Source organism: Zhongshania marina, assembly GCF_002915595.1.
Classification (GTDB): Bacteria; Pseudomonadota; Gammaproteobacteria; order Pseudomonadales; family Spongiibacteraceae; genus Spongiibacter; species Spongiibacter marinus_B.
The window spans coordinates 37,268-62,512 of sequence record NZ_PQGG01000007.1; the positions used below are offsets into that span (position 1 = coordinate 37,268).

The window sequence follows — 25,245 nt, forward strand, 5'->3', positions numbered from 1 at the left end:
ATACGGTTTAGCCGCTGCGGCGGCTTACTCAAAACAATAGGGAAATAAGGCTTTAATCGCTTCACCATCCATATCTTGCAGCAGTGCGATATTCCGCTCAGGAATGCCCTCTGGATCTGGATGCGAAGCAATTGCCTGCTCTAGACTATCTTCCCTGAGCAAATGAAATATCGGATACGGGGCGCGATTACTAAAGTTTTCATGATCGCTCTTTTCTGTACCGGCAAATTGGTAATCGGGGTGGAAGCTCGCAATTTGAATATCACCCTCCCAGCCACCTTCCTGCAATACCGCATCGGCTATATCCAGAAAATCGTTATAATCATAAAAATCCTGCAGCATGTCAGGCACCACTAGCAAGCTGGTTTCCAGCTTATCCAGGCCGGTTTCTTCAATACGGCATAGCGCTTGATGCAAATCATTAAGCAAATCTTCTGCGCCGCGAGCTCGGCTGACATCGATCGCCACGCGCTTTTCCTGCAGGGGCTTAGCCGCAAAAGGGCACAAACCCAAACCCACTACCGCCTGCTCCAACCAGCGCTGAACCTGCTGCTGAACCACTTCATCGTCTACTGTCATTTCAATGCTTTTCTCTTAAGTTTTATAAACAAATTCGCAGCTAATCTGCACCAAGCCTTAGATTGTTCTGGAATCACAGCATCGCGGCTTAGGAATAAATACAATAATACAAGACCGCTGCAGCGCATCCGGACACTGCTACACTAAAGATGTGAATTAGGTTGGAGCCCGCCTTTACTGAGGCTAACAATTCTACCTAAGCCTGACATAGTTAGGAGCATAATATGAAACGTTATTATTTTCTGTCCGATAATCTCGACAAGCTCGCTGACGTCGAACACGACCTTGCCGACAACGGTATTTCTAAGCCCCAGATCCACGTCCTCAGCCGCGATGATTCCGGTGTCAGCAAGCGCAAATTAAATGATGTTGAAGCGGTACTGCGCAAAGATGTCGTTCACGCAATGGAACGCGGTGCCCTGATAGGCTTCGCCGCAGCAGCCTTAGTATTAGCGGTAGGTCACTATTCCGGTGCAACCAGCAGCGTAGGATGGATGCCATTTATCTTTCTATCCATTGTTATGCTTGGCTTTTTCACTTGGGAAGGCGGACTATTTGGCATACAGGAGCCACACCACGATTTCAAACGCTTCGACCAAGCCTTAGCCTCTGGTCGTCATTTGCTTTTGATTGATATAAATGAAAAAGACCATAGCATTCTAAACAGAGTGACCGCGCATTATCCCGAGCTAGAGTTTTCCGGCACCGGAAACGGCTCACCGCAATGGTTTATTGGCTTGCAAAATAAGTGGCGCCACTTCGTTGAGGTCATGCCCTAGAGATAGAGATTTTCTCAACTCAATTTACTCATAAAAAAATACCGGTGACGTAGGCACCGGTATTTTTTTATCTAAACAAACCTTGTTCAACTAGCTAGCATCACACTAACGCTGATGATATTGCGCCGACAGCTCGCGAACACACTCTATAAACGCACCAGCGTGAGCGGGGTCTACCTCTGGCGTTATTCCGTGACCAAGATTAAAAACATGCCCCGGCCCATTGCCAAAACGAGCGAGAATAGTTGCAACTTCTTCACGAATTCGCGCAGGGGAAGCGCGTAACATTGAGGGGTCCATATTGCCCTGCAGCGCAACGCGATCACCTACCCGCGCCTTCGCCACACCAATATCGGTAGTCCAATCTAGGCCTAAAGCGCTAGCACCGGTATCCGCCATCAACTCTAACCACTGGCCACCGTTTTTAGTAAACAGAATAACTGGCACAACACGGCCGTCATTCTCTTTAATTAAGCCGTCTACGATTTTTTTCATATAACGCAGACTAAATTCTTGATAGGCGTTGTGGCTTAAAGCGCCACCCCAGGTATCAAAAATCTGCACCGCTTGTGCGCCAGCGCGAATTTGGTCATTCAAATAAGCAGTCACACTCTGCGCCAGCTTATCTAATAAAGCATGCATTAATTCAGGCTGATCAAAAGCCAAAGCTTTAGCGCGCGCATGATCTTTAGAACCACCGCCCTCAACCATATAGGTGGCCAAAGTCCACGGACTACCGGAAAAACCAATCAACGGCACACTACCATTCAACTCACGGCGAATAGTGCGCACGGCATCGCAGACATAAGTTAGGTGCTTCTCACCATCAACAACCGGCAGCGCATCTACATCGGCCATTGTACGAACTGTTTTTTTGAAACGCGGACCTTCGCCGGTTTCAAAATACAGCCCCAAACCCATTGCGTCGGGAATCGTTAAAATATCGGAAAATAAGATTGCCGCATCGAGAGGATAGCGAGCCAAAGGTTGCAGTGTCACCTCGCAGGCAAGCTCAGGGTTCATGCACAGCGACATAAAATCACCCGCAACTGCACGCGTGGCTCGATACTCAGGTAAATAACGCCCCGCCTGCCGCATCATCCATACCGGAGTGTAATCAACAGGTAAGCGCTGAAGGGCGCGAAGGAAAGTATCGTTTTTTAGTTCAGTCATAGTAAACCTTAAGTCGGGCGTCGGAAGTCAGATGTCTGACGCGGCCTGCGCCCGACCTCCGACGTCAGACTTGTAAGTAATCCAATATTCCTTCTGCCGCCTGACGGCCTTCCCACACGGCGGTTACTACCAAGTCTGAGCCGCGGACCATATCGCCACCGGCAAATACTTTCGGATTGCTGGTTTGGAATTTACATTCCTGTTCTTCAGGCGCAACAACACCACCCCAGCTATTAATATCAACGCCCGCATCACTTAACCATGACGGTGGATTCGGCTGGAAACCAAAGGCAACCAACACCACGTCGGCAGGAATAACTTCTTCGCTACCGGCAATAGGCTCAGGACGGCGGCGACCATTTCCATCGGGCTCGCCAAGCTGGGTTGTTACAACTTTTATGCCTTCAACCTTGCCATTGCCAACGATGGCAATCGGCTGCCGGTTAAAGAGGAATTGAACACCTTCTTCACCAGCATTTTGTACTTCTTTGCGCGAACCAGGCATGTTTTCTTCGTCGCGACGGTAAGCGCACACAACGCTCTCTGCGCCTTGACGAATCGAAGTGCGGTTACAGTCCATAGCGGTATCACCACCGCCCAGCACAACAACGCGTTTGCCTTTCACATCAATAAAGTCGGCGGGGTTTCCTTCCCAGCCCATATTACGATTTACATTAGAAACCAAGAACGGCAAGGCATCGTAAACCCCTGGCAGATCTTCGCCTGGAAAACCGCCTTTCATGTATTTGTAGGTACCCATGCCGAGGAATACAGCGTCGTATTCTTCAAGCAATGAATCCATCGTCACATCGACACCTACGTCTACGTTACAACGGAACTCAACACCCATTTCTTCCAAGACTTTACGGCGACGCTGAATAACCGATTTTTCTAATTTAAACTCAGGAATACCAAAGGTCAGCAAACCACCGATTTCGGGGTAGCGATCAAATACCACTGGCTTAACACCCGCACGGACCAGTACGTCTGCACAGCCTATGCCAGCAGGGCCAGATCCAATCACTGCCACTTTTTTGTCTGTCCACACCCGCTTAGACATGTCTGGGCGCCAGCCCATAGCCAATGCGGTGTCGGTTATATACTTTTCGGTGGAGCCGATGGTAACCGCGCCAAAACCGTCATTTAAGGTACAAGCACCTTCACACAGGCGATCCTGCGGGCACACTCGGCCACACACTTCTGGGAGGCTATTGGTTTGATGGCTCAACTCTGCAGCTTCAAACAAATTCCCTTCACTAACTAGCTTTAACCAGTTAGGAATATAGTTATGCACCGGACATTTCCACTCACAATAAGGGTTACCACAACCCAAGCAGCGGTGTGACTGATGCTTCACTTCCTCTTCTTTGTACGGCTCGTATATTTCTACGAAGGCGGTACGACGCTGGGCAATGTCTTTTTTGCCGGGGTCTTGACGACCCACGTCGAGAAACTGGAATGAATTCTGTAAACGCTCTGCCATTTTCAAATTACCTCATTGCTACTCGGCGGGCTTATTCCGGACGTCTTCTGGTGGAGTCAAGCAAACGGCTGAGGCTCGCCGCCTTTGGCTTGATCATCCAGAATTTACCGATGTAGTCGTCAAAATTATCGAGGATATGCTGCCCCCACGCGGAGCTTGTTTCTGCCACGTACTCAACAATATTGCCGCGCAAGTGTGCTCGGTAGGCCTCCATCGACTCGGAGTTTATCCGGCACATTTCGACTAGCTCGCTGTTATATCGATCAACAAAGCGATTTGCCTCATCTAAGACGTAGGCAAAGCCACCCGTCATACCTGCACCAAAGTTGACCCCAGTAGGCCCCAAAACGGTGACAATGCCGCCGGTCATATATTCGCAGCAATGATCTCCCGCGCCTTCAACAACGGCGTGAGCGCCAGAGTTACGAACACCAAAGCGCTCCCCCGCAATACCCGCAGCAAAGAGCTTGCCGCCGGTCGCGCCGTAGAGGCAGGTATTACCGATAATGGCCGTATCTTGGCTGTTAAACACACTGCCTTTTGGCGGATAAATAACCAATTTACCGCCGGCCATGCCCTTACCGACGTAGTCGTTGGCATCGCCCTCAAGATACATATTCAAACCACCAGCATTCCACACACCAAAGCTCTGGCCTGCAGTGCCCTTCATACGCAGTGTCACTGGCGCATCTTCCATACCAAGATTGCCGTGGCGCTTGGCGATCTCACCGGACAAACGAGCACCAATAGAACGGTCGCAGTTGGTTACATTAAACTCAAGATCCGCGCCGGACTTCGCTTCAATGGCTGGCAGTGCCGCAGCAACCATCGCCTCGGCTTTCTCGCCCTTATCGAAAGGCGCATTTAAATCAACCTGACAAAACTCTGGCTGATCCTTGGCGGCGGGATCTTTGAATAGAATTGGCGACAAATCTAGCAATTCTTGCTTCTCTGTCTCGCCTTCCTTCTGCATCAATAAATCAGTGCGACCGATCAGCTCTTCCATCGTGCGAACGCCAATGCTGGCCATCCACTCACGGGTTTCAGTCGCTATAAAGGTGAAGAAATTCATCACCATTTCGACGGTGCCGATGAAATGCTCGTCACGCAGGCGCTCGTCCTGAGTAGCAACACCCGTCGCACAGTTATTGAGGTGACAAATACGCAAATACTTGCAACCCAGCGCCACCATTGGTGTGGTACCAAAACCAAAGCTTTCTGCGCCAAGCATTGCCGCTTTAACAACATCTAAGCCGGTTTTTAGACCGCCGTCGGTTTGTACTCGAACCTTGCCACGCAAGCCGTTGCCTCGCAGTGTTTGCTGGGCTTCAGATAAACCTAGTTCCCACGGTGAACCCGCATAGCGGATAGACGTAATAGGGCTCGCAGCGGTACCGCCGTCATAACCAGAAATAGTAATCAGATCGGCGTAAGCCTTAGCCACACCAGCGGCAATGGTGCCGACACCTGGCTCAGACACCAGTTTTACCGAAACCAGCGCCGAGGGGTTAACCTGCTTAAGATCAAAAATTAACTGAGCTAAATCTTCAATCGAATAAATATCGTGATGCGGCGGCGGTGAAATCAAGGTCACGCCAGGCACCGAGTAACGCAGTCTTGCAATCAAGGCGTTAACTTTACCACCAGGTAACTGACCACCTTCACCGGGCTTAGCACCCTGCGCTACTTTGATCTGCAGCACTTCGGCGTTAACCAGATAATGCGGTGTCACCCCAAAGCGGCCAGATGCAACCTGCTTAATTTTTGAAACCCGCTCAGTGCCGTAGCGAGCGGGATCTTCACCACCCTCACCGGAATTTGAACGGCCGCCAAGACGATTCATGGCGGTTGCCAAGGCCTCGTGGGCCTCTGGGCTTAAAGCCCCCAAAGACATGCCCGCAGAGTCAAAACGGCGCAATAAGCTTTCTATCGGCTCAACTTCATCAAGCGGAATCGGCTTGATATCGCCTTTAAAACCCAGCAGATCGCGGATAGTCGCAACCGGACGGTTATTTACCAAAGCCGCGTATTTCTTCCACTGAGCGTAATCGCCACTTTTCACTGCATCTTGCAGGGTCATGACCACATCTGGGTTAAATGCGTGGTATTCCTTGCCATGCACGTATTTCAGCAAACCACCCTGATCGATAGTTTTGCGCGGCAACCATGCTACCGTCGCCAAGGCTTCTTGGTCGCGCTGTAGCTCGGCAAAACCTGCACCAGCAATCCGGCTAGCCACACCTTTAAAGCAGGTATCGACAACCTCGGTAGCTAAACCAATCGCTTCAAACAATTGCGCGCCACGGTAAGAGGCAATTGTCGATATGCCCATTTTGGACATAATTTTCAGAAGGCCTTTGTTAATGCCTTTTACATAATTAGTGTGTGCGGTTTGCTCGTCACCAAGAATCTCACCGCTGCCCAACATATCGCTGATGACTGCATAAGCCATATACGGATACACCGCGGTCGCACCAAAGCCAAACAAACAGGCCATCTGATGCGAATCACGAGCACTGCCGCTCTCTACAACGATGTTCGCGTCACAGCGCAGGCCTTGCTTAATCAAGTGATGGTGAACTGCGCCAGTTGCCAACAAGCTATGTACGGCGAGTAGACCTGGCTCAATAGCGCGATCACTCAGCAATAAAATAACCTTGCCGTCACGCACTGCACTTTCTGCCGCTGCTGCCACATTTGCAACCGCCTCTTTTAGAGAGGTCAATGCGGGATCGTAGCTCAAATCTATTCGCGCTAAGGGATAGCGAGGCGAATCCACGTGCATTAAGCGGTCAAATTTGTCCGGTGACAAAACCGGGCTGGTTAGGATTAAGCGATCAGCGTGATCCGCCGTTTGCTCAAATACATTTTGCTCTGCGCCCAGCAGCGTTTCCAAACTCATAACGATAGTTTCGCGTAGCGGATCTATCGGCGGATTGGTAACCTGCGCAAACTTCTGGCGGAAATAGTCATATAGAGAACGCTTCTGCCGCGACAGCACAGCCATTGGGGTATCGTCACCCATTGAGCCAACTGCTTCATTGCCGCTATCTGCCAATGCCGACAACACCTGCTCACGCTCTTCAAAACTAACTTGGAAATATTTTTGGAATGCCGCCAAGGTATCAGCCTCGGGTAGCGCAGGACGATTACCCTGCCCCAGCTGATCCTGAAGACGATTTCCATTTTCACGCAACCATTGCTTATAAGGATGCGCAGACTTCAGGCGATTATCGACCTCTTCAGTGTGCAGCACCTCACCTGTTTCAGTATCGACAACCAGAATTTGCCCAGGGCCAACGCGGCCTTTTGAGACCACATCTTCCGGCGTATAGCCATAGGTGCCAATTTCTGAGGCAACGGTGATGAAACCATCTTTAGTGATAACCCAACGCGAAGGCCGCAGACCATTGCGGTCTAGCATACACACCGCATAGCGACCGTCGGTTAAAACCAAGCCGGCGGGGCCATCCCACGGTTCCATATGCATGGAGTTATATTCGTAAAATGCCTTTAAGTCGGCATCCATGTGCTCAATATTTTGCCAAGCAGGCGGTACTAGCATCCGCACAGCTCGGAACAAATCCATGCCGCCAGCAACTAACAACTCAAGCATATTATCTAAACTTGAGGAGTCGGAACCGGTGCGGTTAACCAGAGGCGCAAGCTCAGCAACATCCGGTAACAATGGGCTACTAAAATTACGCGTACGCGCTTCCGCCCAATTGCGGTTGCCCTCAATGGTATTAATTTCACCATTATGGGCCAGCATCCGGAAGGGCTGGGCCAAAGGCCAACGAGGCATGGTGTTGGTCGAAAAACGCTGGTGGAATACACAAATTGCGGTTTCTAACTCAGGATTGGCAAGGTCTAAGTAAAAGCGCGGCAAATCCACCGGCATCACCAAACCTTTGTATGAAATAACGTCAGCAGACAAACTCGATATATAAAAATCGGGATCGCCAGCCAAAGCCATTTCGGCCTCACGCCGAACGACAAACAAACAGGTGCGCAACTGCTGCGCATCCATGCCGTCAACATTAATAAATATCTGTTCAATACGTGGCAGGCTTGATAGTGCAATCTCACCGCAAACGGACTCATCTACCGGCACCACCCGCCAGCCTGCTGGTTGCAGGCCATTTTTACGCAAGACAGTTTCAAATTCAGCCCGCGCAGAAGCAGCAAGCTTCTCGTCGCGGCTGAGAAAAATCTGCCCCACGCCGTAATTTTCGCTCAGCTCACTACCGCAGGACTCTTTTGCCACCGCGCGTAAAAAGCCGTCTGGCTTTTTGAGCAATAAGCCACAGCCGTCACCCGTTTTACCGTCGGCGGCAATACCACCACGGTGCGTCATGCAGGTCAGCGATTCGATGGCAGTCTGCAACAATTTATGACTCGGTTCACCCTGCATATGGGCTATTAGGCCGAATCCACAGTTGTCGCGCACATCTTCAGGTCTGTACAGGCCTGTACTCATAAAACGACTCTCGCAAAATTACTAAGAAAAACAAAAAGATAGTCGAAAAGAATGTTCGGGGATCTTACACTTACCCGAAAAAAGGAGTGACATTCTACACGGACAGAGCAAAAGCAACAAACGTCACCGAGTAAGCGATCATTTTTTAAACAATGCCCTCACAACTAAGCACGAACACCCGCCGCACGCAAGACCTTGGCAATTGTCGCCTCAGGGGCCTCACTACTCACTACCGCCTCACCCAAGCCTTTCAGCAATACTAGGCGCAAACGGCCATCTAGCACCTTTTTATCACGCCCCATTAGCTGCAAAAATTGATCCACATCCATATTTTCTGGCGGCGAAGTAGGTAAACCAGCCAATTCAAGCAGTTTCTTTCCCCGCTCATATATATCAGCGCCCAACCACCCCAGCTCAAGTGACAGCGCCATTGCCAATACCATCCCCGCTGACACGGCCTCGCCATGCAGCCAATTGCCATAGCCTTCCGCTGTTTCAATCGCATGACCAAAGGTGTGACCGAGGTTTAAAATTGCTCGACGACCACCCTCGCGCTCATCCTCAGCCACGACCTCTGCCTTGTTTACACAGGAGCGATACACGGCTTCTTCGAGTAAATCCGTATTTCGGCTCATCAGCCCCGCAATATTGCTTTCTAGCCACTCAAAAAAGGGCGCATCGCAAATCAAACCGTATTTAATCACTTCGGCCATACCCGCGGAATATTCACGCTCCGGCAAGGTATCGAGCAGACTTAAATCCGCAAGCACGCAATTTGGCTGATGGAAGGCGCCAATCATGTTTTTACCCATGGGATGATTTACACCCGTTTTACCACCCACCGAGGAATCAACCATCGACAATAAAGTGCTGGGAATTTGGATAAACTGAACGCCGCGCTGATAGCAAGCCGCCGCAAACCCGCACATATCACCAACCACCCCACCTCCAAGAGCGATCAAGGTGGTACCGCGGTTATGATTTTTCGCCAATAACGTGTCAAAAATCTGCTCTAGGGTTGCCAACGTTTTATAGGCTTCACCATCTGGCAAAATCACCTCACACACGGATTTATCGCCAAGCTGGGCCTTCAACTTTTCAAGATACAAAGGGGCAATCGTATCGTTAGTTACAATACAGACTTGCTTGCCAGCAATATACTTCGTCCACAGGTCCGGCTCGCCAATAAGATCACGCGCAATAAAAATGGGATAGCTGCGCTCTCCCAAATCGAGTTCGAGGTTTTTCATCTGTGGTGTATCCGAGAAATGATTAATATACCGACCAAGTAGGCCAGTATATCAATATTGAGCACTCAGGTCGTCAGCACCGAGCTGGGAACATAATTCTTGCACAACCGACTTAGGGGTTCTGTTGTCTGTTAAAACCGTATAATCAGCAATTTCTTCATAAAGTGGTTCGCGCAAAGCCATTAAATTACGCAAAGTCGTCGCTGGATCACCGGTTTGCAACAAAGGCCGTTTGCGATCCCGCGCGGTGCGGCGTATTTGCTCATCTACCGACGTTTTAAGATAAATCACCGTGCCTTTGGCGACCATCAACTTTCGACTATCGCTGCGCAATACCGCTCCACCGCCGGTAGAAATAACTACTTGAGCAGCATCACTTAATTCGGCAAGCATGGACTCTTCGCGATCTCTAAAGCCTTCCTCGCCCTCCATGTCGAAAATCCATGGAATATCAACACCGCTGCGCTCTTCTATTTCGCGATCAACATCGCGAAAATCAAAGCGTAAAGTGTCTGCAAGTAAACGGCCAATCGTACTTTTACCAGCGCCCATTGGGCCGACTAAAAATACAGCGCCAGACTTCATTATCACAATATCAATCTACCAAACTGTCGGCCAAAATACGTGGCGTAATAAATATTAGCGTCTCCTGCTTCTCCCGCGACACTGTTGTGCTTTTAAACAAGCGCCCAATAAAAGGAATATCACCTAATAGCGGCACCTTTGTCTCCGAGGAAATATCTAGCTGATCATAAACGCCACCCAGAACCACGGTTTCGCCATTGCTAACTAATACGCGGGTTTTCAGTTCTGTTGTGTCAATTGTCGGCACCTGACCACCTAGGCCAGTGGCAATCACTAGTGAACCAATCGTATCTTGGTTAATGGTTAAATCCATAATGATACGGTCGTCAGGCGTGATGATTGGCGTCACATCTAGTTTCAAAACTGCCTCTTTAAAGGCGATAGTGGTTTCGCCGTTTGCAGAGGATTCTGGATAGGGAATTTCCGTACCAGATTTAATGATTGCAGGCTCTTTGTCACCAGTAACAACACGAGGCTGAGAAACAATTTCACCACGGCCCTTTGATTCTAGGGCAGATAGCTCTAGGTTGAGCAGCACGTCTGAGCTTATAAAGCCAAGCGCAAAGGAACCCGCCGCACCAGACACACCCAAGTCAGTTACCAGACCCGGCACGGCAGTGTAAGTAGGAGAACCGGCTGCAAGCGCAGACAAGTAATTGTTTTGCGTAGCTTGATCGCTAGCCAAATCCCCGTTCGCTGAGTACACCTTATCGCCATCGGCTTTTACATAAGCACCGCCCCACTTCACACCGAGCGAACGGTCAAAGTCTGAGCTTGCACGGACAATCCGCGCCTCGATCTGAACCTGCCGAACCGGCACATCAATAAGAGAAATCAGGCGTCTAAACTCATCTAAACGCTCCGCCGTTTCGGTGATTAATAGCGAATTAGTGCGCTCATCTACAATCACTTTGCCACGGGGCGACAAAATGCTACCCGTTGAATTCTCATCATTCTCACCGTTGCGCTCTGGACGGAACAACTTAAATAATTCTGCCGCGTCGGCATAGCGCACCCGTATAAATTCGCTTTGCAGCGGCGCAAGTTCTTCTACTTGCTTTTGCGCCTCAATTTCCTGACGCTCGCGCTCGGCAATTTCAGCCGCGGGAGCAACCATCAACACGTTACCAACTTGGCGCTTGTCTAAGCCTTTGGTTTTTAACACCAGCTCCAAAGCCTGATCCCAAGGTACATTTTGTAGGCGCAGGGTGATATTTCCGCTGACGGTATCACTGGCCACCAAGTTTAATTCGGTAAAATCTGCAATAAGCTGTAATACAGATCGAACTTCAATGTCTTGGAAGTTCAAAGACAGTTTTTCACCTACATAGGCAAATTCGCGTCGGCGATCTTCAACTTCTTTCTTGGTGAGTGGCTTCACACTAACCACATATTCCGTATCGGTTTGGTAGGCTAGGTAGTCGTACTCGCCACTCGCCTCCAGCGACAGTTTCGCGCCTTTTTCACCCATGCGCGCATCAATGCTCTTCACCGGCGTTGCAAAATCGCCAACATCAAAACGGCGCTGCAAATTCTGCGGCAAACTTACGCCGCCAAAATCCACTTTGATTTTTGAACCTTCTACAAAAACATTCACATCGGCCTTGGCATCAGCCAACTGAATCACTAATCGGCCTTCGCCTTTCTCGCCACGGCGGAAATCTAAATCTGTAATACTGTTGCTCACACTTACCGTTGGCGTAGACGCTGTTAATGGGCTGTTATATTTTTCTTTTAAATACGCTTGGCTACCGCCGCTACCAACCTCGACAATTAAGACATTGCCTTCTTGGCGGGTTTCGTAACTCGCCAACTTGATCAAATTTAATACTACACGGGTGCGATCGCGACCTTCCAACACCACTGCACTGCTAGCATTGTCGTACGCTAAGGGGAATTTCTTCTGGCTGAGCATATTGCCAGCACCCACTAAATCAAGGGCGATTCGCGCTGGCTTCTCGATGGTATAACCCTTCACCTCTGGCGCCGGCCCGTCGAAGGTTAATCGCGCTTCAAAGCTACCACCCTGCAGCGAATTAAATTCGACATTTTTTAAATTCGATGCCATGGCGGTAATAGATGCCAAAAACAACCATAAACCTGTTAGGAGTTGTCGCCCCAGCCCCGCCTTGTAACAAGGTCTTTTGCACTGCATCTGCACTCGGGTATTCATGTACTTCTCCGCCATTCGAATTCTTACTTACGGACTTTCAATTCAAGGGAGCGAGGCCGCTCAACCCAACCATCCCCGCCGGTAGATACAATCTCCACCACTGTCAGGTAATTTTCTGCTACATCAATAATCTTGCCGAAATTTCGCCCTAGATAATTATTTTTCCGCACACGATGCACACCGCCATCAGGGTCTTTCACCAAGGCCCAAAGAACACCATCAAGACGAACCGTTCCGACGACGGTTATGGAATCCAGCGAGAATTGCTCTAGGAACTCTTTTTCACGCTTTAAATCTGGTTTGACGTTGCTCGCTGCTTCCAAGCGCGCAATTTCCTTAACATCTACCGGCCGATTAAATGGCGCACGTAAACCAGATGCGGTGTAACTGAATGCACGGTAAGCCTTTAATGCGGGAATAGGCGCAATTTGGCCAGACGGCAAGGCGCGTTTTTCTGCCACGAAGGCATCTAAGTCTGCGTATTGATTGCCACCACTACACGCAGCAAGTACCGCAACGCCAAAAAGCAAAAGCAGGCGAGGGAATATCATCATTTGCCCCCCTCCTGATCTTTATAACGATAGGTTTTTGCCGTTATCGACATCGTTTGCTGACTGAGGTTTTTATCAGAACTGATAGTGTAATCATGCAGGGTAACAATACGTGGCAAACCCGCAATTCCACTCACAAAAGCTGCCAGATCGTGATAGCTGCCACTAACTTTAATAGCGATTGGCAATTCAACATAAAACTCTTTGAGTCGCTCTGACTGAAGTTGAATACTGCTAATATCAAGGCCGTTAGATACCGCTTTTTCCGTCATATCTTCCAATAGGCCCGGCACTTCGGTATCAGCAGGTAACTGGCTTAAAAGCACACCGAAGGACTCTTCCATTTCCAGCATTTGCTTTTTTAATGGCACTAGCTTTGCCGCTTTAAAAGCTTTCTTTTCAAATTCATCTTTAAGCTTTAACTCTTGCGCCTCAACACTGGCCAGCTTTACTCGCAAATCGGCGATAACGTAAAAATATCCACCTGCGAGACACAAAACAAACACCGCAACCCAGGCGCCGACTCTTACCAATAAGGGCCATGCGCCAATATTCTCGACATCTAAATCACTAAGATCGAAACTCTTAAGCTCGTCAACCAGTTCTTGCCACGCTGCCACAGCCATCGCCCCCTATTTCTCGTCGTCAGGCGCAGGCGCGCTGATTTTGTATGAGAGCTTGAAACTGCTCGCTTGATCACCGTAGGCGGACGCCGCACTAACCGCCGTTAAATTGGGATCGGCAAACCAAGGAGAGGCATCTAATTTTCTCATCAAGCTAGACACCCGGTTATTCGACTCCGCAATTCCCTGAACCTCAATACGGGAGTCTCTACGACTAACCGAGGTATAAAACAGGCCGTCCGGTAGTGTTCGCACCATCTCGTCAAATACTCGTACGATCAGCGGCCTTGTACCCTGTAAGTCCTGAATAATGCTCATACGATCTAATAATTGTTGGCGGCGGGTTTCAAGATCTTTTATTTCGGCGACTTCTTTATTTATTTTCTTTATATGCCCTTGCAGATACGCGTTTCGCCCTTCTTGGTGACTTATCGCGCTGTTCACTATCGACATTGCCAGCACTACCAGCAATATCGCCAAAACCGCCACACCACCCAAAACGGCTAAAAACTGCTGTTTTACCAGCTGGCGGCGCTCTTCGCGCCAAGGCAATAAGTTAATTGTTGCCATTAATCAAAACTCCTAAGCGCCAAACCGCAGGCAATGAGCATTGCCGGCGCATCGCTAGTCAGCTTCATGGCGTCCACCCCCGGCGCCACAGCCATCGCCGCAAATGGATTCGCAATAACGGTATTAATTTCTACTCGCTCTTCCACCATTTCTGCCAAACCCTGCATAGCCGCAACACCGCCCGCTAGCAAAATAATATCCACACTGCTGTATTGACTGGCCGAATAGAAGAACTGCAAGGATCGGGAGACCTGCTGTATAACCGCCTCACGGAACGGAGCTAAGACTTCGCTGTCATAGTCATCGGATAGCCCGCCTTGTTTTTTAGCCAAGCCAGCCTCTTCTGCTGTTAAGCCATAGCGGCGCTGAATTTCCTCTGTCAGCTGACGCCCGCCAAACATTTGATCGCGGGTATAAACCGTTTCACCAGCCACCACAACGGTAAGTGACGTCATACTGGCACCAACGTCGATAATGGCTACTACTGTGTTTTCGTCGCAGCCAATTTGCTTTGCGATCAGCTCAAAGCTACGCTCAACCGCGTAAGCCTCCACATCGACAACTTTCGGCTCAATACCGGCCACGTCCAAAGCTTCAACACGGGTATCAACATTATCGCGGCGACAGGCAACCAACATTACTTCTACCTGATCCGGACTATCTTCAAGCTCACCCAGCACCTCAAAATCGAGCGCAACTTCGTCTAGGGGGTAAGGTATATATTGATCGGCCTCTAAGGATATTTGGGTTTCCAATGCATTCTCATGCATGCCTGCCGGCATGTGCAAAACCTTGGTGATAACCGCCGACCCGGGCACAGCCACCGCCGCCCGCTTCAACTTGGACTTAGAGCGCGCATGGACCGCACGCACTATTTCGCCGACGGCCTCGACCTCGGCTATATTTTTTTCGACCACAGAATGGGCAGGCAAAGACATAACCGCGTAACTTTCTACGCGATATTTTTCGCCATTCCGACTCAATTCCAATAACTTTACGGCACTGGAACTAATGTCTATACCAAGCAAACTGCGGGAACCCTGACCGCCAAACAAGCCATCTAGCACTGTAATTTTCCTATTTACATCGTGGACTTAGGGCGTACTCTTACACATAAGATTAAATACCAGTGTATACCAATGCGCAAATAGTTCTGAAAAAAAGACGCCGAAAATGTCACGCTTTTGGGTATCCTAGCCTTCGAATTGTGATCACGACCTCTAATTAAAGGAATAATATGTCCAATACGACGCGTTATCTTCGTATTTTGATAGGCCTAAGCATCCTCGCCACCTGTGGCGCGGTAATGGTATTCGCTACCGCATTCCTTTATATCAGTCCCAAATTACCGTCCGTTGAAGCCCTCAAAGACACGCAACTGCAAACACCACTACGTATTTACACCGCCGACGGTAAATTATTAGGTGAATTCGGCGAAAAACGCCGCTCACCGGTTAGTATTCAAGAGGTCCCCGAACTATTTATTGACGCCTTTCTCGCCGCTGAAGATGATCATTTCTACAGCCACCACGGCGTCGACGTCAGCGGCCTATTAAGAGCAGCCTCGCAACTTATCACCAGCGGGAGCATTCAATCTGGCGGCTCCACCATCACCATGCAGGTGGCAAAAAACTACTTTCTCAGCCAAGAACGTACCTTTACGAGGAAATTTACCGAGATTTTCCTCGCGATTGAAATCGAACGCGCCCTCAGCAAAGGCGATATTTTAGAGCTCTATCTAAACAAAATATTTTTGGGCAACCACGCCTATGGTATCGAAGCTGCAGCGCAGGTCTATTACGGAAAACCCATAAAGGAATTGAATCTCGCCCAAATGGCGATGATTGCCGGACTACCCAAGGCACCTTCAGCCTACAACCCCGTAGCCAACCCATCGCGGGCCAAAGTGCGCCGCAACTGGATACTCGGCCGCATGCTGAGCCTTGGCTATATTAGCGAGGCTGACTACAAAACGGCCATGCTTGAACCCATTAGCGCCAAAGCCTATGGCACCCAGCTCGACGTAGATGCACCCTACGTCGCAGAGATGGTGAGACTAGACATGCTGGCGCGATTTGGCCGCACCGCATACGAAGACGGCTATACCGTCATCACCACTGTGAAATCCAATCTACAAGAAACCGCCAACAAAGCGCTTATTGATGGCGTGATTGAATACGATACTCGTCATGGCTATCGCGGTGCCGAGCGTCACTGGACGCTACCAAACGATATCGACTCAGACCAACGCCGTGATTTAAGTCAAAAGCTGGAGGAAATCGGCAGAATTGGCCCCTGGCACCCCGCCTTAGTTTTAGATGTAAGCGAAAAAAGCGCCTCCATACTTCTCTCCGGAGAACTACAAACCACGCTGGAATGGGAGCACGGCCTAAACAAAACCGTACGCTACATCAGCGAAGATCGCGTTAGCTACGCAGCTGAAACTGCATCAGAACTGCTCAAAGCTGGCGACGTCATTCGCGTCAAAATGAGCGATACAACACCGAGACATTGGGAACTTTCCCAGCTACCCAAGGTACAAGGCGCTCTTGTATCCTTAGACGCTGACAACGGCGCCATCCTGAGTTTAGTTGGCGGTTACAATTATCAAAAAAGCGCATTCAACCGTGTAACCCAAGCAGCGCGTCAGCCGGGTTCCAATTTCAAACCTTTTATCTATACCGCCGCCCTAGATAACGGCTTTACACCCGCCACTATTATTAACGATGCACCAATTGTCTTCGACAGTGACGCACAAGGTAATACTTGGCGGCCTAGCAATGACAACGGCCGATTTAATGGCCCCATGCGCCTACGGCAAGCGCTCTACCTGTCGCGCAACTTAGTATCGATTCGTGTGTTACGAGAATTGGGTATTGCCAAGGCAATTAACTACGTTAGCCGTTTTGGGTTTGACGCCAGCAAACTGCCTCACGACCTCTCCTTAGCACTGGGAAGCCATTCACTTACCCCCCTCGATGTCGTCACCGGCTATGCCGTCTTCGCCAACGGTGGTTACAAGGTGTCGCCCTATTTTATTGACCGTATTATCGACCGAGACGGCAATACCGTTTATCGCGCCGACCCCGAAGTTGTATGCCAGCGCTGCAACGACGACAACCTCGACGAAGAACCAATAGCGCGTATCGAGGCGGACTCTTTAGACGACATTCTTTCCGGCGACGACGATGCACTGCAGCCCCGCTACGCCAAACGAGTCATTGACGAAGAAGTTGCGTTTCTTATCGACAGTATTTTGCAAGACGTTATCACTCGAGGCACAGGGCGCAAGGCGCTTGTATTAAATCGTGGTGATGCCGCAGGTAAAACCGGTACCACCAATGGTCCTACAGACGCTTGGTTTTCTGGCTACAGTGGCGGTATTGTCACATCGACATGGGCCGGTTTCGACCAAAACCTCAATCTTGGCCGTCGCGAATACGGTGGTTCGGTGGCACTGCCAATCTGGATAGACTATATGCGCGAAGCCTTAAAAAATCGCCCAGAGCGCCATCAAAAGCAACCAGACAGCATTATCTCGGTTCGTATAGACCCCGATACCGGCAACCTAGCCCACCCAGGACAAGCCAACGCAATATTTGAATATTTCCGAACCAGCAACGCGCCTGGCGAAGGCTTTAACCAACCCACAAGCCCATACGAGTCCTATAGCGACGACCCAATCGAAATATTTTAAGACCTACCATACCCGTCAAAAAATCCATATGGCGGGTATGGTTTCCTAAATCGCCTCCAGCGCTTCCGCCAAGGTTTTCACCCCAATTACTGTCATTCCCAAGTCACCGCGGGGGGCATTGCCATGGGGCACAATTGCACGTCTAAAACCATGCTTTCGCGCCTCCTGCAAACGCTCCTGTCCGCTGGGCACCGGCCGAATTTCGCCCGACAGGCCCACCTCGCCAAAAACCACCAAGTCCTCTGGCAACGGCCGGTCTCGAAAGCTCGACACTATCGCAAACAATAGAGCCAAATCAGAACCCGTCTCAAGAACTTTGACGCCGCCAACAACATTAACAAATACATCCTGATCGCCAACTTGCAAACCGCCATGACGATGCAGCACAGCGAGTAACATTGCCAGTCGGTTTTGTTCCAAGCCCACAGCTACCCGGCGTGGATTACCAAAACCAGAGCTATCCACCAAGGCCTGAATCTCTACCAAAAGGGGTCGCGTCCCCTCCCACACGACCATTACCGTACTGCCAGAAGTGACCACATCGCCGCGATTTAAAAATATTGCCGACGGATTTTTTACTTCCTTTAAACCCAGCTCCGTCATCGCAAAGACACCCAGCTCGTTCACCGCGCCAAAGCGATTTTTGCTGCCGCGCAAAGTCCGATAACGACTATCACTGCTACCCTCAAGCATAATGGAGCAATCAATAATGTGCTCTAAAACCTTCGGCCCCGCCAAGCCACCATCCTTAGTCACATGCCCAACCATTAACAGCACTGTGCCGGTTTCCTTGGCAAAGCGTGTCAAGGCCGCCGCGCACTCGCGCACCTGAGACACACTACCCGGTGCCGAACTCACGTCGTCGCTATGCAATACCTGTATAGAATCAACCACCAACACCTTGGGCTTGATTTTTGCCGCCTGCCCCAAAAGCAATTCAAGGCTGGTTTCAGCACACAATTTCAAAGTGTCTGCCTGCAAACCCAAACGCTTGGCCCGCATGGCGATCTGCGGCAAAGATTCCTCACCCGTCGCATACAAACATTCACACTGCGCCGCCAATCGACACAGCACCTGAAGTAGCAAGGTACTTTTACCCGCTCCAGGGTGACCACCAATCAATATCGCCGATCCCGGTACCAAGCCGCCACCCAGCACACGGTCGAATTCTTCAAAACCGGTAGAGCGCCTCGGCAGAGCTTCAATGCTGACATTTGCCAACATCTGCACCTCCCCCGCCACAGAGCCCGCATAGCCCTGACGTGCGGGTGTGGCCTTATTTGCACTAGCCGGCCCCAAACGCAATTCCGACAGGGTATTCCATGCGCCACAGTCCTGACACTGGCCCTGCCATTTATTGTGCTCAGACCCACAATCCACACATACAAAGGCCGTTTTTTGTTTCGCCATAAGAATTAAAATCCATCATCATTTCTTTAAATTAAACTCGGCCAGACTCAGGGCTGACAGCCGGCCTACCAAGGCCGTACAATGACCCGCTATTGTCAGAGTAATTGAGATGTCCACCGCACTTGTAGAACGCCCATTACTGGTCTCTCCCTCCCTCGCCGCTACCCTAGGGCTAGAGGCCGCACTGCTGTATCAACTACTCGCCGAATGGCTCCCTCTGCTTAATGGACAAAGCAATCAAGGCCAGCACTGGTTTCTTATCGACAGAAATCAGCTCAGCAAACAATTGCCCTTTTGGGATGCAGACAAAATCAATGAGGTCTTGCGCACACTTCACGACCTAGGCCTCATTATTATCGGCGCAGCGCTGATGAGCAACGCACAAAATATTCGCATCGCCCTACCGCAATCAGAACCGCCACAAGAGCTGACTCACAACACTCACTATAGCGCCCAAGCTGCGGCCCAAAAGGAGCAGTCAACACACGCCGCTAAGCCGCTGCTTGGAAAATCCATGACCGCGTCACCGAGTCGCCCCGTGCCTGGCAACAACATTATTCCTGCTGATTGGCTACCCGACAAAGCGGGCATTGAATATTTAACACGCTTCAATCATGTGACCCCAGAATTCATTAACGCCGTACTTCCCGAGTTTATCGCCCATTACCGCGAAACCGGCGAAACCCGCAGCTCCTGGAATAGCGCGTTTAGCCAATACGTCAGTCGCCGCTGGAAAAAACAGCAGTACGCCAAAATAGAGGAGTCTCGCACCCAGCCCATTGATGGCAACTGGAAGCCAAGTATTGACGCCTTAGAAATACTTGAGCGCGATCACGTCAGTCGGCATTTCATTGAAGATGCCATCCCAGAATTTATTCTGTATTGGCGCGAGCGCGGCACCCCCGACAACAACTGGAATTCTCGCTTTATACAGCATATTCGTTTGCAGTGGGCTCGCTATACTAATACCGTCAGCAATGAGAATAAGATTGCACCTATAAAATCGGACTGGCAACCCAATGACGCAGTATTCGACATTTTTCATATGGCGCGCATTGATCCCGAATTTGCTCGGGCGCAGGTCCCCGAATTCATATTATTTTGGCAAGACAGCGGCACCGCCCACCGCTCGTGGAATACAAAATTTCTCCAACATGTAAAATACCGTTGGGCACACAGTCATCAATTGGGACAGAGCAATGCACGACAGCAACAAGCTACTGGAACAAGCCAAGCGGCAACTGGCTTCATCGAAAAACACACCGACCGCAGCTGGGCAGACGAACTCTGAGCCCACACCAGATAAAAACGCGGTCATCGATGCACTAAATCAAATGTTTGCCGAATTTGAATTGGTTTATCACAACCAATACAACAAGGCCTTCTCTAATCCAGAAAAACTGAGCTACGCCAAAAAACTGTGGTTCAGCAATCTTCGTCATATTCAGCCTGACGTCATTATTGCCGCCACCCACCGCGCCATTCGTGAGTCGGAATTTTTGCCCACTATCAAAGGCATTCTCAAATATTGCGAACCCGATAACCACGAACTCGGCCTACCCGACAGCCACAGCGCCTACCTAGAAGCCTGCCGCGCTCCGCAACCCAAGGCCGAATACCAGTGGTCGCATCCGGCGGTATACCACGCCGGTCGCGCAAGCGATTGGTTTTACCTGGCCAGTACGGCCGAACACAGTGCCTATCCGGTGTTTCGCCGCCATTATGACGATATTTGCCAGCGGATAAAAAACGGCGAAACACTGACCATACCGTCCCAAAAAGCGATACCCAAAACCATCAGTAAGCCGCTTTCACCAGCAGAACAACGCGAGCGCATGCAAAAAATGCGCGATGAATTGAATATTTAACAGGCGCAAGACTGCAGCTTCTTACATTTTTTTTGGAAGAGAGCCGTGGGAAAGGCAATAAACAAATTTAGCGGGATTTTACCGGCACTATATGCTCTAGCCGACGAGGCTAGCGATAAAAAAAGATCACCGAAAGCAATCGTGCAGGGAGCGCCGTCAAGCGCTACAATAGCGCCCTCGCAAACCAGCCCTGAGCGGCTGACGACACAGAACAGGCAAGCTTATGGCAGACAATAAAACCACCCACTTTGGCTATAAAACCGTAGATGCGCAGGACAAGGTCAAAATGGTCGCCGGCGTATTTCATTCAGTTGCCGCCAAATACGACCTCATGAACGACCTGATGTCGGGTGGTGTTCATCGCCTATGGAAACGCTTTACCATTGAACTGTCTGGGGTGCGCAACGGCAATGCAGTGCTCGATATTGCCGGCGGCACCGGCGACCTCGCAGCCAAATTCAGCCGCCTTGTTGGCCCCAGCGGCCGCGTTGTGCTCGCGGACATCAATGACTCCATGCTCACAGTTGGCCGCGAAAAGCTCACCAATAAGGGCATTGTCGGCAATATTGAATACGTACAAGCCAATGCCGAATGCCTGCCCTTTCCTGACAATAGTTTTGACTGCATTACCATCGCCTTCGGACTGCGCAATGTCACCGACAAAGACGCCGCACTGCGCTCGATGAACCGGGTATTGAAACCAGGTGGCCGGCTCTTAGTCCTAGAATTTTCTAAACCCGTCAACCCCGTTATTGGTAAACTCTACGACCGCTATTCCTTCGACATCCTGCCCAAAATGGGCCAGCTCGTGGCCAATGACGAAGAAAGCTACCGCTACTTGGCAGAAAGCATTCGCATGCATCCAGACCAAGAAACCCTCAAAGGTATGATGAGCGACGCCGGCTTTGTCGATGTGCGCTACCACAATATGACCGCCGGCGTAGTTGCCGTGCACCGAGGTGTAAAGCCGTGATCCCACCGGTTCTACAAGGCGCCGCCTTATCCGGTTTAGAAAACCTGATCAATAAGGCCTTGCAACTAGATCCCGCGACCAGCGCCAAACTTCAAGCGCTTGACGGCCAGCGCTTCTCACTTGAGCTAAAAGAGCCTGACCTTAATTTAGGTATTGGCATTAGCGGTAAACGGCTGCGGATCCTTGGACAACACCATGACAATGTAACAAGCCGCCTTAGTGGTCGCTGGAGCGAATTTGCCAAAGTGGCCAGCGCCAGCGACCCCGCCGCCGCACTAATCAATGGCGACATCAATATCAGTGGCGACACCGGCCCACTTTTAGAGCTGCGCAAAATTCTCGCAGAGCTAGACCTGGACTGGGAACAACCGCTTGCAGACACTTTCGGCGATGTGGCGGCCCATCAAATTGGCAGCGGCCTGCGCGCTGGCCATCGCTGGCTCAACAGCACGAGAGCAAATTTACAACGACAATTTAATGAGTTCATCGTCGAAGAAAGTCAGCTCGTGCCACACCCCTGCCAAGCAGAAGATTTTTACAGCGACGTCGACGAGCTAAAAGCACGCAGCGAACGCCTAGAAGCCAAAATTCGTCGCCTGCAACAACGCATGACACCCCCATCCAATAAAAACTAAGGACAAGAATATGGGGCTGCGCCGCCTACTCGCCATTTGCTGGATTATTTGTCACTACCGCCTAGACACCCTAATCCCCGCGGACAAACTACCTCTGCGGGCGCGTCTGCTTTTAAAGTTAGGGCCGTGGCGCATGTTTCCAAAACGGGGATACAGTCGCGGCGAGAGACTGCGCTGCGCACTGGAAAATCTCGGCCCCATCTTCATCAAATTTGGCCAAGTATTATCTACCCGTCGCGACTTACTACCCGACGACGTCTCGGAAGAGCTGACCAAATTACAAGACCAAGTTCCGCCCTTTGCCAGTGAACTCGCCGTCGCCGCCATTGAAACAGCCCTGGGCAAACCTATAGCAGAATTATTTGCGGCCTTTGACCGCGAGGCATTGGCGTCGGCGTCTATTGCTCAAGTTCACACCGCCACGCTGCACAATAATATCGACGTCGTCGTTAAAGTCGTGAGACCAGGTATAGAGCGCACCATCACAGCAGACATTCAGCTACTGCGCACAATAGCGAGACTCGTCCAGCGCTATGTACCTGACGGTCGCCGGCTTCGCCCCATTGAAGTTGTTGAAGATTATCAACACACCATTTTTGACGAGTTAGACCTCCAGCGTGAAGGCGCCAACACGTCCCAACTAAAACGCAATTTTAAAGACTCGGAAGTGCTTTACGTTCCCGAGGTTTACTGGGACTACACCCGTCGCAATGTCTTAGTGATGGAGCGTATTCACGGCATTCCCGTCACCGACGTACACACCCTGCGCGAGCAAGGGACCGACATGAAAAAACTCGCGGAACGCGGCGTGGAAATATTTTTCACCCAGGTTTTCCGCGACAGCTTTTTTCACGCCGATATGCACCCCGGCAATATATTTATAGCCCATAACCGCCCCGCCTCACCGCAATATATCGCAATTGATTGCGCCATCATTGGCAGCCTTAGCGATTTCGACCAGTATTATTTAGCCCGCAACCTTTTGGCTATTTTTCAACGCAATTACCGCGAAGTGGCCGAGCTACACGTTGAATGTGGCTGGGTGCCGCCTGAAACCCGAGTTCACGAATTTGAAGCTGCCATTCGCAGTGTTAGCGAGCCCATTTTCGAAAAGCCGCTAGCTGAAATATCCTTCGGCCAATTGCTACTGTATCTATTTCAAACCGCGCGGCGCTTTGACATGGAAGTGCAGCCCTCTTTAGTTCTGCTGCAAAAGACCCTATTAAACATCGAGGGCTTGGGGCGACAGCTTTATCCTCAGCTAGATTTATGGTCCACCGCCATGCCGTTTTTGGAGCGCTGGGTGCGCGATCGCTACTCGCCTCAAAGCATGCTCAAACGCGTGAGTCATAGACTGCCCGGCTGGCTCGAACAACTTCCCCAATTACCAGAAACCCTGCTTGAACGGGGAGTACCGAACAAAAGCAGCAGCGCCGCCGAAGAGCTTCGGCATAAAAATGAAGTCAGTCTGGTGCTTCGCGAACAAGCCGCACGTGCGCGCAATCAACGCATCGCCATTATTGCCTTAATAAGTGCCGCACTCATCGCCGACCCAGGTATAAGAGATAGCCTGCGCCACCTGCCTAGCAGCAGCGTGTTGCTATTCGGTGTCGCTTTATATTTCTTTATCCGCAGCCGCTGAGGTAAAGTAGTGCCCTCACAAAACAGTGCAACAATCATGAATACTGATTTTCTCCAACACATCAAATGGAACGACGACGGTTTAGTCGCGGCCATAGCCCAAGATGCCACTAGTGGCCGGGTATTGATGATGGCGTGGATGAACGCCGAGTCTTTGCAGATCAGCGTAGAAACCGGCGACGCAGTGTATTGGTCGCGCTCGCGGAGCAAATTGTGGCGCAAAGGCGAAAGCTCAGGCAATGTGCAAAAAATTCGCGCGATGGAGCTAGATTGCGACGGCGATGCACTGCTAATACAAGTTGAACAACTTGGCGGTATTGCCTGCCACACTGGCCGCCAAAGCTGTTTTTACCGCCGACTTAATGCTGGCGACTGGCAAACTACTGAAGCCGTATTAAAAGATCCGGCCACCATGTATCAAAAGGTGGACAAATCATGACCCAGTCTATTCTAGAGCAACTAGAGGTTGTATTAGCCTCCCGCAAAGACGCCGATCCCGACAGTTCTTATGTCGCCAGCTTACACAGCAAGGGATTAAATAAAATCCTAGAAAAAGTCGGCGAAGAAGCGGTAGAAACCGTATTAGCTGCAAAAGACGCAGAGCGCGACGGTGACAATAGCAAGCTCATTTATGAAACCGCCGATCTGTGGTTTCATAGCTTGGTCATGCTCTCCCATCTTGGCGGCAATCACCAGCAAGTGCTAAACGAACTCGCGCGTCGCTTTGGGCTTTCTGGTTTAGACGAAAAAGCAGCGCGAGACACTCAGTCTTAAC

At 50.5% G+C, this 25,245-nt stretch carries 21 protein-coding genes; 9 read left to right on the top strand and 12 right to left on the bottom strand.

The features are described from left to right. Window positions 1-24 precede the first annotated feature (24 nt). Window positions 25-579 (bottom strand): DUF1415 domain-containing protein, encoded by a 555-nt coding sequence (locus tag C0068_RS02175; protein ID WP_103682857.1) that lies wholly within the window; start codon window positions 577-579, stop codon window positions 25-27. Between the two features lie 224 nt (window positions 580-803). On the opposite strand from C0068_RS02175, the gene C0068_RS02180 reads away from it, so the two are divergent. Further along, window positions 804-1,358, top strand: coding sequence for an NAD/FAD-utilizing enzyme (locus C0068_RS02180; protein ID WP_103682858.1), 555 nt, complete (start codon window positions 804-806; stop codon window positions 1,356-1,358). A 105-nt stretch (window positions 1,359-1,463) separates the two neighbouring features. Here C0068_RS02180 and hemE read toward each other — a convergent pair whose 3' ends face one another. The 10 genes from hemE to C0068_RS02230 all read right to left on the bottom strand — a co-directional run bounded on the left by hemE (window position 1,464) and on the right by C0068_RS02230 (window position 15,313). Next, window positions 1,464-2,531 carry a uroporphyrinogen decarboxylase gene (hemE, locus tag C0068_RS02185; protein ID WP_103682859.1) on the bottom strand — a complete coding sequence of 356 codons (1,068 nt, stop codon included), beginning with the start codon at window positions 2,529-2,531 and terminating at the stop codon, window positions 1,464-1,466. Between the two features lie 64 nt (window positions 2,532-2,595). Next, the gene (locus tag C0068_RS02190) at window positions 2,596-4,014 is read right to left on the bottom strand and encodes an FAD-dependent oxidoreductase (protein ID WP_103682860.1); all 1,419 of its coding nucleotides are present in this window, start codon (window positions 4,012-4,014) and stop codon (window positions 2,596-2,598) included. A 31-nt stretch (window positions 4,015-4,045) separates the two neighbouring features. Further along, complete coding sequence (gene gltB, locus C0068_RS02195) at window positions 4,046-8,494, bottom strand: glutamate synthase large subunit (protein ID WP_103682861.1); 4,449 nt, start codon at window positions 8,492-8,494, stop codon at window positions 4,046-4,048. Between the two features lie 164 nt (window positions 8,495-8,658). Then, window positions 8,659-9,744 carry a 3-dehydroquinate synthase gene (gene aroB / locus C0068_RS02200; RefSeq protein WP_103682862.1) on the bottom strand — a complete coding sequence of 362 codons (1,086 nt, stop codon included), beginning with the start codon at window positions 9,742-9,744 and terminating at the stop codon, window positions 8,659-8,661. 51 nt (window positions 9,745-9,795) lie between these two features. Next, complete coding sequence (gene aroK / locus C0068_RS02205) at window positions 9,796-10,329, bottom strand: shikimate kinase AroK (RefSeq protein ID WP_103682863.1); 534 nt, start codon at window positions 10,327-10,329, stop codon at window positions 9,796-9,798. Between the two features lie 10 nt (window positions 10,330-10,339). Beyond that, entirely contained in the window at window positions 10,340-12,502 is a 2,163-nt protein-coding gene (locus C0068_RS02210) for a type IV pilus secretin PilQ (protein ID WP_103682864.1), read from the bottom strand. 23 nt (window positions 12,503-12,525) lie between these two features. Beyond that, window positions 12,526-13,056, bottom strand: coding sequence for a pilus assembly protein PilP (locus C0068_RS02215; RefSeq protein WP_103682865.1), 531 nt, complete (start codon window positions 13,054-13,056; stop codon window positions 12,526-12,528). Beyond that, window positions 13,053-13,673 (bottom strand): type IV pilus inner membrane component PilO, encoded by a 621-nt coding sequence (locus tag C0068_RS02220; RefSeq protein ID WP_103683131.1) that lies wholly within the window; start codon window positions 13,671-13,673, stop codon window positions 13,053-13,055. Before C0068_RS02220 ends, C0068_RS02215 begins: the two co-directional genes overlap by 4 nt. 12 nt (window positions 13,674-13,685) lie before the next feature. After that, complete coding sequence (locus C0068_RS02225; protein WP_103682866.1) at window positions 13,686-14,246, bottom strand: PilN domain-containing protein; 561 nt, start codon at window positions 14,244-14,246, stop codon at window positions 13,686-13,688. Next, complete coding sequence (locus tag C0068_RS02230) at window positions 14,246-15,313, bottom strand: pilus assembly protein PilM (protein ID WP_199176093.1); 1,068 nt, start codon at window positions 15,311-15,313, stop codon at window positions 14,246-14,248. Before C0068_RS02230 ends, C0068_RS02225 begins: the two co-directional genes overlap by 1 nt. A gap of 170 nt (window positions 15,314-15,483) precedes the next feature. Between C0068_RS02230 and C0068_RS02235 the strand changes: the two genes are divergently transcribed. Then, on the top strand, window positions 15,484-17,943 hold the full coding sequence (locus tag C0068_RS02235; protein ID WP_146047825.1) for a penicillin-binding protein 1A: 2,460 nt from the start codon (window positions 15,484-15,486) through the stop codon (window positions 17,941-17,943). A 45-nt stretch (window positions 17,944-17,988) separates the two neighbouring features. On the opposite strand, the gene radA is transcribed toward C0068_RS02235, so the two are convergent. After that, the gene (gene radA, locus C0068_RS02240; protein ID WP_103682867.1) at window positions 17,989-19,353 is read right to left on the bottom strand and encodes a DNA repair protein RadA; all 1,365 of its coding nucleotides are present in this window, start codon (window positions 19,351-19,353) and stop codon (window positions 17,989-17,991) included. Between the two features lie 109 nt (window positions 19,354-19,462). Here radA and C0068_RS02245 point away from each other — a divergent pair, with 109 nt between their 5' ends. From C0068_RS02245 to C0068_RS02280, 7 genes are all read left to right on the top strand, one after another. Next, entirely contained in the window at window positions 19,463-20,644 is a 1,182-nt protein-coding gene (locus C0068_RS02245; RefSeq protein ID WP_103682868.1) for a DnaT-like ssDNA-binding domain-containing protein, read from the top strand. Continuing rightward, on the top strand, window positions 20,553-21,221 hold the full coding sequence (locus C0068_RS02250; RefSeq protein WP_233208710.1) for a replication protein P: 669 nt from the start codon (window positions 20,553-20,555) through the stop codon (window positions 21,219-21,221). Before C0068_RS02245 ends, C0068_RS02250 begins: the two co-directional genes overlap by 92 nt. Window positions 21,222-21,444: 223 nt before the next feature. Further along, entirely contained in the window at window positions 21,445-22,194 is a 750-nt protein-coding gene (ubiE, locus tag C0068_RS02260; protein WP_103682871.1) for a bifunctional demethylmenaquinone methyltransferase/2-methoxy-6-polyprenyl-1,4-benzoquinol methylase UbiE, read from the top strand. Beyond that, complete coding sequence (locus tag C0068_RS02265; protein WP_103682872.1) at window positions 22,191-22,829, top strand: ubiquinone biosynthesis accessory factor UbiJ; 639 nt, start codon at window positions 22,191-22,193, stop codon at window positions 22,827-22,829. The genes ubiE and C0068_RS02265 overlap by 4 nt, the downstream gene beginning before the upstream one ends. 10 nt (window positions 22,830-22,839) lie before the next feature. Continuing rightward, complete coding sequence (ubiB, locus tag C0068_RS02270; RefSeq protein WP_103682873.1) at window positions 22,840-24,471, top strand: ubiquinone biosynthesis regulatory protein kinase UbiB; 1,632 nt, start codon at window positions 22,840-22,842, stop codon at window positions 24,469-24,471. A gap of 36 nt (window positions 24,472-24,507) precedes the next feature. Beyond that, window positions 24,508-24,909, top strand: a complete 402-nt coding sequence (gene hisI / locus C0068_RS02275; protein WP_103682874.1) for a phosphoribosyl-AMP cyclohydrolase — start codon at window positions 24,508-24,510, stop codon at window positions 24,907-24,909. Beyond that, window positions 24,906-25,244 (top strand): phosphoribosyl-ATP diphosphatase, encoded by a 339-nt coding sequence (locus tag C0068_RS02280; RefSeq protein ID WP_103682875.1) that lies wholly within the window; start codon window positions 24,906-24,908, stop codon window positions 25,242-25,244. Before hisI ends, C0068_RS02280 begins: the two co-directional genes overlap by 4 nt. The last annotated feature ends 1 nt before the right edge of the window (window position 25,245 follow it).